Annotated in this window: 7 protein-coding genes; all 7 read right to left on the bottom strand. The window is 65.8% G+C overall.

The window, feature by feature from the left end; translation table 11 throughout:
• Entirely contained in the window at positions 1 to 2,097 is a 2,097-nt protein-coding gene (locus WN73_RS41030) for a 3-hydroxyacyl-CoA dehydrogenase NAD-binding domain-containing protein (protein ID WP_271558006.1), read from the bottom strand.
• A gap of 2 nt (positions 2,098 to 2,099) precedes the next feature.
• The gene (locus tag WN73_RS41025; RefSeq protein ID WP_011085214.1) at positions 2,100 to 3,383 is read right to left on the bottom strand and encodes an acetyl-CoA C-acetyltransferase; all 1,284 of its coding nucleotides are present in this window, start codon (positions 3,381 to 3,383) and stop codon (positions 2,100 to 2,102) included.
• Positions 3,383 to 5,650, bottom strand: coding sequence for an acyl-CoA dehydrogenase (locus WN73_RS41020; RefSeq protein WP_271558004.1), 2,268 nt, complete (start codon positions 5,648 to 5,650; stop codon positions 3,383 to 3,385). The genes WN73_RS41025 and WN73_RS41020 overlap by 1 nt, the downstream gene beginning before the upstream one ends.
• Before the next feature lie 287 nt (positions 5,651 to 5,937).
• Positions 5,938 to 6,561 (bottom strand): flavin reductase family protein, encoded by a 624-nt coding sequence (locus tag WN73_RS41015; RefSeq protein ID WP_028175067.1) that lies wholly within the window; start codon positions 6,559 to 6,561, stop codon positions 5,938 to 5,940.
• A 120-nt stretch (positions 6,562 to 6,681) separates the two neighbouring features.
• Positions 6,682 to 7,281 carry a TetR/AcrR family transcriptional regulator gene (locus WN73_RS41010; RefSeq protein WP_028175068.1) on the bottom strand — a complete coding sequence of 200 codons (600 nt, stop codon included), beginning with the start codon at positions 7,279 to 7,281 and terminating at the stop codon, positions 6,682 to 6,684.
• 34 nt (positions 7,282 to 7,315) lie between these two features.
• On the bottom strand, positions 7,316 to 10,453 hold the full coding sequence (locus WN73_RS41005; protein ID WP_011085210.1) for an efflux RND transporter permease subunit: 3,138 nt from the start codon (positions 10,451 to 10,453) through the stop codon (positions 7,316 to 7,318).
• 273 nt (positions 10,454 to 10,726) lie between these two features.
• Positions 10,727 to 11,833: an efflux RND transporter periplasmic adaptor subunit gene (locus WN73_RS41000; protein ID WP_011085209.1), complete on the bottom strand. Its 1,107-nt coding sequence runs from the start codon at positions 11,831 to 11,833 to the stop codon at positions 10,727 to 10,729.
• Positions 11,834 to 12,069 lie beyond the last annotated feature (236 nt).

The raw sequence follows: 12,069 nt of genomic DNA, 5'->3' as shown, positions 1-12,069 counted from the left end.
CTATTTCAAATTATCCCAGCCCGGATCGGGCGCGAAACGACCGCCGAACCGATCGGCAAGCTCGCGCAAGGTGGACACGACATTATCCACGCCGCGCGTGCGCGCATAGTTCAGCGGGCCGCCGCGGAACGGTGCATACCCCGTGCCGAAGATCATGGCGCCGTCGACCGCATCGGGATCCTCGACAATGCCCTCGCGCAGCGCCGCGACGCAGACGTTGGACATCGGCAGCACCAGGCGGTCGATCATCTGGTCGGTCACGCGCGGGCCGGTCTCGGGGAGCGGCACCTTCTCGGCCTTGCCGTCCTTCCAGGTGTAGAAGCCCCTGCCGGTCTTGCGGCCGAGCTCGCCTTTGGCGACCTTCTCGCGCAGCCATGCCGGCGTCGGCGGCAACAGATCGCCGAACTTGGTGCGCAGCATGTCGCCGACATCGAGGCAGATGTCGAGCCCGACCTGGTCGGCAAGCTCGATCGGTCCCATCGGCATGCCGAACTGCTCGGCCGCGGCGTCGATCAGGCGCTGGTCGGTCTTCTCGTCCAGCATCACCATTGCCTCCAGCATGTAGAGCGTCAGCGCGCGGTTGACGAGGAAGCCGGGCGAGCTCTTCACGGCGAGCGGCAGGCGGTCGATCGCACCGACAAAGGCGAGCGCATCCTTCAGCACCTCCAGCTCGTTGCCGTCATGGCTGACGACCTCGACCAATTGCAGCCGCGACACCGGATTGAAGAAGTGCAGCCCGACCAGCCGCTCGGGCCGCGCCAGCGTGGTGCGCAGATCCTGAAGCGGAATGCTCGAGGTGTTGGTCGCAAGAATCGCGCCCGGCTTCATCCGCGGCTCGAGACCGGCATAGACTTTATGCTTGAGCTCCAGCTTTTCCGGCACCGCCTCGATGACGAGATCGGCGTTGCGGACGCCCTCGCCGTCCATGTCCGGAATCAGGCGATCGAGCGCGTCGCGCACCTCGGTGGGTTTTCGGATGATCTTGCCGTAAAGCTCGGCCGCGCGCTTCACCGCTCCTGCGATCGGCTCCGCCTTCATGTCGGCGAGCGAGACCAGCAGCCCCTGCCCCGCACACCATGCTGCGATGTCGCCGCCCATGGCGCCGGCGCCGATGACATGGACATGCTTCACCGCGTTGCCGGCGCCTGCCGCCTTCTTCATCTGCTCGCGCAGGAAGAAGACGCGGATCAAATTCTGCGCGGTCGGCGTCACCATCAGCTTGGCGAACGACGCCTGCTCGGCCGCCAGCATCGCGGCCTTGCTGCCGCCATGCGTTTCCCAGAGATCGATCAGCGCGTAAGGCGCCGGATAGTGCTCGCGCGGTGCGGCCTTCGCCGCCTCCGAGCGCATGCGCTTGGCCAGCAGTCCACGCACCGGCCCGAGATTGGCCGCCCGCGTCAGCAGGCCAGGCTTGGCCCGCTTCAGCCGGCCGAACAGCACGTCTTTCACGGCGCCACGGACGTGGCGCTCCTGCGTCACGGTGTCGACGAGGCCGAGCGATTTGGCGCGGCGTGCATCGATGGTGCGGCCGGTCAGCATCAAGGCCATCGACTGGGTCGGATTGACCAGCGCCGTGAAACGGGCAGTGCCGCCGAGACCGGGATGCAGGCCGAGCATCACCTCCGGGAAGCCGAAGCGCGCACCCTCGATGGCAATGCGCGACTGGCAGGCGAGCGCGACCTCGAGCCCGCCGCCGAGGCAGAAGCCGTGGATGACCGCGACCGTCGGCAGCCTCAAGGCCTCCAGATGGTCGACGACGGCATGCGCGGCGCGGATGCGCGTCTCCACCATCTCGGGATCGCTGGCACCGCGGAATTCGTTGACGTCGGCGCCGGCGATGAAGCCGGACGGTTTGGCCGAGCGGATCACGAGACCTGCGGGGCGTTCGGTCTCGATCGCGGCGAGCACCGCGTCGAACTCTTCCATCACGTCGGAGGAGAGCGTATTGGCGCTCGCATCGGCGCGATCGAACAGCAGCCAGGCGACACCGTCGGCATCGCGCGTGAGCTTGAAGTGCTTGTATGGACTGTCTGCCGCGGGCTGAGGCCCGAGCGTCAGCACGCGGTCGCCGAGCGCGGTCATGATCCTGGAATCCATGGTCACACCGCCTCGATCAGCATGGCGCCGCCGAGCCCGCCGCCGATGCATTCGGTGGCAACGCCGCGCCGGGTGCCGAGCCGCTTCATCGCGTTGACCAGATGCAGCACGATGCGGTTGCCGGAGGTGCCGACGGGATGGCCGAGCGAGATCGCGCCGCCGTCGACATTGAGCTTGTCACGGTCGATCTCACCGGCCGCGCCGTCGAGCCCCAAAATCTCGCGGCAGAACTTGTCGTCGTTCCAGGCGGCGAGGCAGCCGAGCACCTGAGTTGCGAAAGCTTCGTTCAGCTCCCAGGTCTCGACGTCCTTGATGGTGAGGTTGTTGCGCGCAAGCAGCGGCGTCGCCGACATCACGGGACCAAGCCCCATGATGCTGGGATCGAGCGCGGCCCAGTTGCTGTCGACGATGACGGCCTTCGGCGTCAGCTTGTGCTTTGCGACTGCCGCGTCGGATGCGAGGATCACCCAGGAGGCGCCATCGGTGATTTGCGAGGAATTGCCGGCGGTGACCTGGCCCCAGGGGCGCTCGAACACCGGCCTCAGCTTTGCGAGCGTCTCGGCCGTGGAGTCCGGACGCACGCCGTCGTCATGGTCGAAGAACTTGCCGTCGCGGGAAAAGGCGGTCTCGACCTCGCCCTTCAGAAAACCCGCGCCCTGCGCGTGCGCGAGCCGGCGATGGCTCTCGGCTGCGTAGGCGTCGGACTGTGCGCGCGTAATGCCGAAGAGATGGCCGACGACCTCGGCGGTCTGGCCCATGTTCAAGTCTGTGATGGGGTCGGTCAGGCCGCGCTCGAGGCCGATGATCGGCTTGAGATAGCGCGGCCGCAATTTGAAGGCGGCGGCGAGCTTCGCGGCCACGCCCTTCGCTGTGGCAAGACCGGCAAACCAGCGCACGCCGGAATTCGGCCACACCAGCGGCGCGTGGCTCAGCGCCTCGGTGCCGCCGGCCAGGATCATGTCGGCGTGGCCCTCGCGGATGTAGCGGTAGGCGGTGTCGATCGACTGCATGCCGGAGCCGCAATTGATCTGCACCGTGAAGGCGACCATGTCCTCGCCCATGCCGAGCCGAAGCGCCGCGACGCGAGCCGGGTTCATCTCGTCCGCGATCACGTTGACGCAGCCGAGGATGACCTGGTCGAAGCTTGTGGGCGAAAACGGCTGGCGCGCCAGGAGCGGCCGGCCGCATTGCACGGCGAGATCGACCGGCGTGAACGGCCCCGGCCCCGAGCGCGCCTTCAGGAACGGCGTCCGGCTGCCGTCGACGATGAATACCGGTCGTGCCATCAGCTCGCCGCCCTCTGTTCACCGAGTTCCTGGAAGAACTGATGCACATCTCCGGTTTTCTTGTAAATCGGCGACAGCGCCTCCGGCGCAAAATCGTCGACCTCGATCACCTTCGTGACTGCCTCGCGGGTTGCGGCGAGCTGCTCGCCCTCGGCCTGCGTAATCACACCCTTGGCGACCGCCTCCTTCCAGTCGCTGATGTGCGCGGCGCGCATGCGCTTGGCGATCGCATCGGTGCCCACGACCAGCTTGAAGGCGCGCTCCAGCCGGGCAAAGCCGCCGTCATCGTCGACATGAGCGAGGTCGGCCGTCAGGCGGTCACGTGCCGCCGACGGCTCCAGCACGAGGCTCGCGCATTGATGCACGACCCGGTCGGACGGGCCGAGCACACGGGCGCCAAAAGGCTGAACCACGAGCTTGAGGAATCCGGCGACGAAGCGGTTCGGCAGATTGGCGAGAATTTCGGCGAACCGGTTCTCGATCGTCTTGAAGCCGGTCGCCATGCACCATTCCAGCGCGGCAAAGTCGTCCGTCTGCCGGCCCTCGTCCTGCCAGCGTTTCAGCGCGGCCGAGAGCAGATACAGCTCGGACAGAATGTCGCCGAAGCGCGCCGACAGCATCTCCTTGCGCTTGAGCGCACCACCGAGCGTGAGCAGCGCCATGTCGGCGCAGAGCGCAAACGCCGCCGAATAGCGCGAGAGCTGGCGATAGAATGGCGTGGCGTCGCCCGCATCCGGCGCCGGCGCGAACGCGCCGAAGGTCCAGCTCCGGCCGAAGGCACGAAAGAGTGTCTGAAAGCTGTGGCCGACATGCTTCCAGAACGCGGTGTCGAATGCCGTCAAACCGCGTTCTCGGTCGGTGTCGGCGAGCGCGTTCATCTCGTCGAGCAGATAGGGATGGGCGCGGATCGCGCCCTGCCCGAACACGATGAGATTGCGGGTGAGGATATTGGCGCCCTCGACCGTGATGCCGACCGGAACGGCGCGGTGGAGATTGCCGAGATAGTTTTGCGGACCGTCGATCACGGCCTTGCCGCCGTGGATATCCATGGCGTCGTCGACGGCGGTGCGCATCCGCTCGGTCGCGTGCAGCTTCATGATGCCGGAGATGACGGCGGGATGGACGCCGGCATTGAGCGCCGCGCAGGTCAGCCGCCGTGCCGCGTCGAGCTGATAGGCGGTGGCGACGATACGCGCGAGCGGCTCCTCGACACCTTCGAACTTGGAGATGGAGATGCCGAACTGCTCGCGGATGCGGGCGTAGGCGCCGGTGGTGCGCGCGGCATACGCAGCGCCCGCGGCCGACAGCGACGGCAGCGAGATGCCGCGGCCGGCGGCAAGCGCCGTCATCAGCATCTTCCAGCCCTGCCCGAGGCGCTCCTTGCCGCCGATGACGTAATCGAGCGGAATGAAGACGTCGCGGCCCCGGTTCGGGCCGTTCTGGAAGACCTGCATCGACGGCAGGTGGCGGTGGCCGATCTCGACGCCGGGCAGATTGCTCGGGATCAGCGCCACGGTAATGCCGAGCTCTTCCTGCTGGCCCACGAGGTGGTCGGGGTCATAGGCCTTGAAGGCGAGTCCGAGCAGCGTCGCGACGGGGCCGAGCGTGATGTAGCGCTTGTGCCAGTTGAGCCTGAGGCCCACGACCTCGCGGCCTTCGAAGGTGCCCTTGCAGATGACGCCGCTGTCCACCATCGAGGCGGCGTCGGAGCCGGCTTCGGGGCTGGTGAGGCCGAAGCAGGGAATGTCGCGGCCGTTGGCCAGCCGCGGCAGCCAGCGCGCCTGCTGCTCCTTGGTGCCGAAGCGCATCAGGAGCTCGCCGGGGCCGAGCGAGTTCGGCACCATCACCGTGACGGCGGCAGCGATCGAGCGGGTCGAGATCTTGCGCACGACTTCCGAATGGGCATAGGGCGAGAAGCCGAGGCCGCCGAACTCCTTCGGAATGATCATGCCGAAGAACTTTTCGCGCTTGACGAAATGCCAGACGTCCGGCGGCAAATCGCGCCATTCCCAAAAGATCTTCCACTCGTCGAGCATGGCGCAGAGCTCATCGACCGGGCCGTTGAGGAAGGCCTGCTCCTCGTCGGTCAGGGTCGCCTGCGGGACCTTCAGCAGCTTCGCCCAATCAGGATTGCCGGTGAACAGATCGGCGTCCCACCAGACGTCGCCGGCCTCCAGCGCCTCGCGCTCGGTTTCGGACATCGCCGGCAGCACGCCGCGCGCCCAGGAGCAGATCGGTTTTGTGATGGTGTCGCGGCGGAAGCTCATGGCGGACCTCATGGATCAGCGCGGGTGACCGACATTTTAGCGGAAAGTGGCTGGCGGAGGTGAACACTTCCCCTGCGAAATTGACGCGGCCGGGCGGCCGCCCCAGGGGCCATAACGGCCAGGCGTGGGGGCAGTTCCGGGAGGGATGGAGAGCCGCTTTTGCCACCGTCATTCCGGGGCACGCGTAGCGTGAACCCGGAATCCATAACCACGATCGGGAGTATGGATTCCGGGCTCGACGCTACGCGTCGCCCCGGAATGACGTGTGGAGAGAGCGGTGGCCGGACCTAATCCGGCCGGACCATCTCGAACATGTTTTCCGGCTTGATCTCGAAATAGTCGCCACGGCGGCCGGCGCGGACGATTGGGCGGGCGGCGGCGGTCTGGTAGACGCCGTCCTTGATCATGGCCTTGTCGATATGGACGGCGACGACCTCGCCCAGCGTCAGCCAGGCATCGGCCTCCCTGCCGTCGGCGCCCTTGAGGCGGACGATGTCGGACACCTTGCACTCGAAGGCGACCGGGCTCTCAGCCACGCGCGGCACGTTGACGAGCTTGCCGGGCACGGCGGTGAGGCCGGCGACCTCGAACTCGTCGACCTCGGGGGCGACATGCGCGGCAGTCGCGTTCATGTGCCTGGCAAGATCCATGGTGGCGAGATTCCAGACGAACTCGCCGGTCTGCTTGATGTTTTCGACCGTGTCCTTCCAGTTGGTGGAGGAGAAGCCGATGATCGGCGGCACGTAAGCGAACGCGTTGAAGAAGCTGTAGGGCGCGAGGTTGACGTGGCCCCTGGTGTCGCGGGAGGAGATCCAGCCGATCGGCCGCGGCGCAATGATGGCGTTGAACGGATCGTGCTTGAGGCCGTGGCCCTTGGAGGGTTCGTAGAAGTAGAGGTCTTTGTCGGTCACGCGCTTGCTTCTCCGTTTTCCGTCATTCCGGGGCGGTCCGCAGGACCGAGCCCGGAATCTCGAGATTCCGGGTTTGATGCTTCGCATCGCCCCGGAATGACGGTCAACTCAAAACATTGATCAGTGACGCGGCGACAGACCCGCGATGACGAAATCGATCATCTGGTCGATGGTCGGGCCCGGCTTGGTGGCGCACTGGGCGATCATCTGGGGGTGGAAGAAGCGCATCATCGCCGTGGAGGCGCAGAGCGCGGCCAATTGCAGGTCCGGGGCCTCGAACTCGCCGGAGGCCGCGCCTTGCGCGATCATCTGGCCGATCACCCCGGCAATGCACTCCATATGGGCGACGCAGACGTCCCAGTCCTCCTGCATCGCGATCTCGACCATCTCATGCAGCTTGTTGTCGCCGACATAGCGCTCGGTGTTCATGCGATGGATGGTGGTGAGCAGCTCGCGGAAGCGCGGGAGCACCGGACCGGGCCTCGCCACGATCCGCTGCGCTTCGATCTCAACCTCGCCCATCAGCGAACGGGCCACCGCCTGGTGAATCGCCTTCTTCGATTCGAAGAAGCGATAGACATTGGCGGGGCTCATCCTGAGCTCCTTGGCGATGTCCCCGACCGTGGTCTTCTGGTAGCCGATCTGGCGGAACAGCCGCTCGGCCACCTCGAGGATACGATCCCGGGTGTCGCCTTCGATATGTTCCGCAATCAGTGTCATCTGTCAGGACTCGTCAATCAGCACTTCTTCTCACTTATTCAGCCGCTTCAGCAAGCGGAATTGCGTGCGGGTCATCGCTCCCATGCTGCGGCGCGGCAGGCTGCTCGGGGGTGCCGGCCTCGTCCAGGCTCTTCCTGAACCACAGGGCGTAGAGGCCCGGCAGGTACAGGAGTGTGAGGAAGGTCGCCACGAACAGGCCACCCATGATGGTGATCGCCATCGGGCCCCAGAACGCCGAGCGCGACAGCGGGATCATGGCGAGGATGGCGGCCAGCGCCGTCAGCACCACCGGACGGGCCCGGCGGACGGTCGCCTCCACGATCGCCTCCCGGCGCGTCAAGCCATGAGAAACGTCGGTCTCGATCTGGTCGACCAGGATGACCGCGTTGCGCATGATCATGCCGGCGAGCGCGATCAGGCCGAGCAGCGCCACGAAGCCGAACGGGGCGTTGGCGACGTTGAGGCCGAGGGACGCGCCGACGATGCCGAGCGGCGCGGTCAGGAACACCAGGATCAGGCGCGAGAAGCTCTGAAGCTGGATCATCAAGAGCGTCAACATCACCATGACCATCACCGGGAAGAGGATGAAGATCGAGGCGTTGCCCTTGGCGGATTCCTCGAACGCGCCGCCCGGCTCGATGCGGTAGGCCGGCTCGAGATGATCCTTGATCGCCTTCAGCTTCGGCGTGATCTGGTTGGTGACGTCGGGCGCCTGCACGCCGTCGACGACATCGGAGCGCACGGTGATCGCCATGTCGCGGTTGCGCCGCCACATGATCGGCTCCTCGTGGGAGTACTCGATCTTGGCAATCTGCTGGAGCGGCACGGCAACGCCATTGCGCGAGGTGATGGTGAGGTCGCCGACGCCGCCGAGGTCGAGGCGCTCGGACGGGACCGCACGGGCGACCACGCCGACCTTCTCGATGCCGTCGCGCACGGTCGTGACCTGCGAGCCCGAGATCAGCATTGCGAGCGCCTGCGACACGTCCTGCGGGGTCAGGCCCATGGCGCGGGCGCGGTCCTGGTCGACGACGAGCTTGAGGTAGGGCGACTGCTCGTTCCAGTCGAGCTGGACATCCTTGACGCTCTTGTTCTCGCGCATGACGTCGCGGACCTGGTAGGCGATCTCGCGCACCTTGTTGGCATCGGGACCGATCACGCGGAACTGCACGGGGAAGCCGACCGGCGGACCGAAGTTGAAGCGGTCGACGCGGACGCGCGCCTCGGACAGAAAACCTTCGGCAGCCGCATTTTCGATCTTGGCCTTGATGCGCTCGCGCGCCTCGACGCCCTTGGCGACGATGACGATCTCGGCGAAGGCCTCGTTCGGCAGCTGCGGGTTGAGGCCGAGCCAGAATCGGGGCGAGCCCTGGCCGACATAGGCGGTATAGGTCTCGATGTCCTGGTCGTCCTTGAGCAGCGTCTCGGCCTTCTTCACCGCCTTCTCGGTGACGTTGAAGGCCGTGCCTTCCGGCAGGCGCAGCTGGAGGAACAGCTCGGGCCGCTCCGACAGCGGGAAGAACTGCTGCTGGACATGGCCGAAGCCGACGATCGAGGCGACGAAGACGCCGACGGTCGCGACCACCACCGTGATGCGGTGATTGACGCACCACTGCACGACGGCGCGCAGGCCGCGATACATGCGGGTCTCATAGACCGCGTGCGGATCGTGGTTGTGGTGCACCTTAATGTTGGGCAGCAGCTTGACGCCGATATAGGGCGTGAAGATCACCGCGACGAACCAGGAGGCGACCAGCGAGATCGCCACGATCCAGAAGATGCTGCCGGCATATTCGCCGACCGCGGAATTGGCAAAGCCGATGGGGAGGAAGCCAGCGGCCGTGACCAGCGTTCCCGTGAGCATCGGAAACGCAGTGGATTCCCAGGCAAAGGATGCCGCCCGCATACGGTCCCAGCCCTGCTCCATCTTCACCACCATCATCTCGACCGCGATGATGGCGTCGTCGACGAGCAGGCCGAGCGCGATGATCAGAGCGCCCAGTGTGATGCGGTGCAGGTCGAGCGACATCGTGTTCATGACGATGAAGACGATGCCGAGCACCAGCGGCACGGACAGCGCGACCACGATGCCGGTACGCCAGCCGAGCGCCAGGAACGAGACGAACAACACGATGACGAGCGCTTCCATGAAGGAGTGCACGAACTCGCCGACGGCGTGCTCGACCACCTTGGGCTGGTCTGCGATGAGCTTGACATCGATGCCCTGCGGCACCGCCTTCATGAACTCGGCCGTGGCCTTCTCGACCTCCTTGCCGAGATCGAGGATGTTGGCGCCCTTGGCGGTGACGACGCCGATGCCGATCGCGGCCTTGCCTTCCTGGCGCACGACGAAGCTCGGCGGATCGACATAGCCGTGCGTGACGGTGGCGATATCCCCCAGGCGGAAGACGCGGCCGTTGCTCTCGACCGGGGTCTCGGCCACGGCCTTGGCGCCGTCGAGCGCGCCGGTGACGCGCAGCGGCACGCGCTGCGAGGAGGTCTCAACCGTGCCGGCCGGGGTCACGTTGTTCTGCTTGGCAAGCGAGTCGAACAGCGCCTGCGGCGTGATGCCGAGGGTGGCGAGCTTGGCGTGGCTGAACTCGACGAAGATGCGCTCGTCCTGATTGCCGTAGACGTCGACCTTGGTCACGCCCGGCACCTTCAGGAGGCGCTGACGGAAGCCTTCGGACACCTTCTTGAGCTGGGCATAGTCGGCACCGTCGCCGGTCATCATGTAGAGGATCGAATCGACGTCGGAGAACTCGTCGTTGACGACGGGTCCGAGGATGCCGGCGGGCAGCTGGCCCTGCACGTCAACAAGCTTCTTGCGCAGCAGATAGAAGAGGTACGGCACGTCCTTCGGCGGCGTCGAGTCGCGGAAGGTGACCTGGAGCGCGGTGAAGGCCGGCTTGGAATAGGTCTGCACCTTCTCGAAATAGGGCAGCTCCTGGATCTTCTTCTCGATGGGATCGGCGACCTGGGTCTGCATCTCCTGCGCGGTCGCGCCCGGCCAGATCACGGAGACGTTGACCACCTTCACCGTGAAGAACGGATCCTCGGCGCGGCCGAGCTTCTGATAGGAGAAGAAGCCGGCGACACCGAGCACGAGCATCAGGAACAGGACCAGCGTCGGATGGCTGACGGCCCAGGCCGAAAGGTTGAAGCGCTTCATCGCTCTCTCCGAAAAGACGATCCAGTTGCAAAAAACGACAGCCACTCAGTTCAACCCGTCGTCGCGAGGCAGCGAAGCAATCCAGGGGGCTGGGCAGGTTCTGGATCGCTTCGCCGCTTCAGCCCCAGCATTTGCGCTTGGGCCGAAACTCACCTCACACGACGAAACTCGACTTCTCTTGTCATTCCGGGATGGTCCGAAGGACCAGACCCGGAATCTCGAGATTCTCAGGTGCGCAATTGCGCACCATAGAGTTCGCCCTTCGGGGCGCCCCTAGAAAGACAGTGACGAGACGACCCGCACCCTCTGGCCCGGATCGAGCTTCTGCACGCCGAGAGCGACGATCCTGGCGCCCTCTTCGACACCGCTGGTGATGATGACGTCGTTGCTCTCGTAGGACTTCACCACCACCGGCTTCAGCGTCACCGCGCCGTTGTCGTCGACGACGTAGAAGGAGGGCTTGCCGCCTTCGTTGAACAGCGCCGACAGCGGCAGCCGCGCGACGCGCTCGGTGGCGGCGTCCGACAGCGTCAGCGTCGCGGTCATGCCGAGCGAAACCTTGTCGTCGGCCTCGGGCAGCGAGAACTTTGCGAGATAGGTGCGCGTGGCGGTGTCCGCGGTGGGCGCGATCTCGCGCAGCTTGGCCGTATATTTCTTGCCCGGCTCCGACCAAAGAGTGACGCTGGCGGCGCCCGACTTGGCACGTCCGACCAGCGTCTCAGGGATCGCGACGACCGCTTCCTTCTCGGCAAAGCGGGCGACACGGATCGAAGCCTGGCCTGCGGCAACCACCTGGCCGGGCTCGATCAGCGTTGCGGTGACGACGCCACGGGCGTCGGCGTTGAGCGTCGCGTAGGAAAGGGAATTCTTGGTCAGCTCGACCGAGCGCTCGGCCCGGTTCAACCGTGCGCGGGCCTCATCGGCGGCGGCGCGGCTCGAATCCATCTGCGCGTCCGTGGTCCAGCCCTTGGCCTTCAGATCCTTGGCGCGCTGCTCGGCGGCGGCGGCCTGGGCCAGCACGCCGGTCGCAGCGGTCTGCTCGGCCACGGACTGCTCGGCCTGGAGCTTCAGGTCGACCTCGTCGAGGGTGGCGAGCGGCTGGCCGATCTCGACGGTCTGGCCGACCTCCACGAGGCGCTTGGCGACCTTGCCGGCGACGCGGAAGCCGAGGTCACTCTCGATCCGGGGCCTGACGGTGCCGACGAAGCTGCGCTCCGGGGTCTCTGCATCATAATGCGCAGTCGCGACCAGGACCGGCCGCGGAGGCTCGGCCTTCTCGGCGACGGTGTCATTGCACCCGGCCAGCGCCGCGGCCATCAGGGCCAGCGACACACCCGCCAAGAGCTTGGAATAGCTGGATAAAACCGACCTGACGAACATCGGAGGACACTCCTGCGACTGCAATGAGAGGAATGTCGACTAATCACTGATAAAAGTCAATAATCGTCAGTCATCAGGAAAGCGTGATCGTTAAGGGGTAGTGATCCCTGTCGCCCTGGCGAAAGCCAGGGCCCATTACCCCTGAACTCGGTTGCTGGAAGAGGCCGTCTCCCCGCGTGCCCCAAGAGGAGCCGCGGAGTATGGGCCCTGGCTTTCGCCAGGGCCACGTTGGAGGA

This window comes from Bradyrhizobium sp. CCBAU 45394, assembly GCF_028128655.1.
Taxonomy (GTDB): Bacteria; Pseudomonadota; Alphaproteobacteria; order Rhizobiales; family Xanthobacteraceae; genus Bradyrhizobium; species Bradyrhizobium diazoefficiens.
This window is presented reverse-complemented; position numbering and strand designations above follow the sequence as displayed.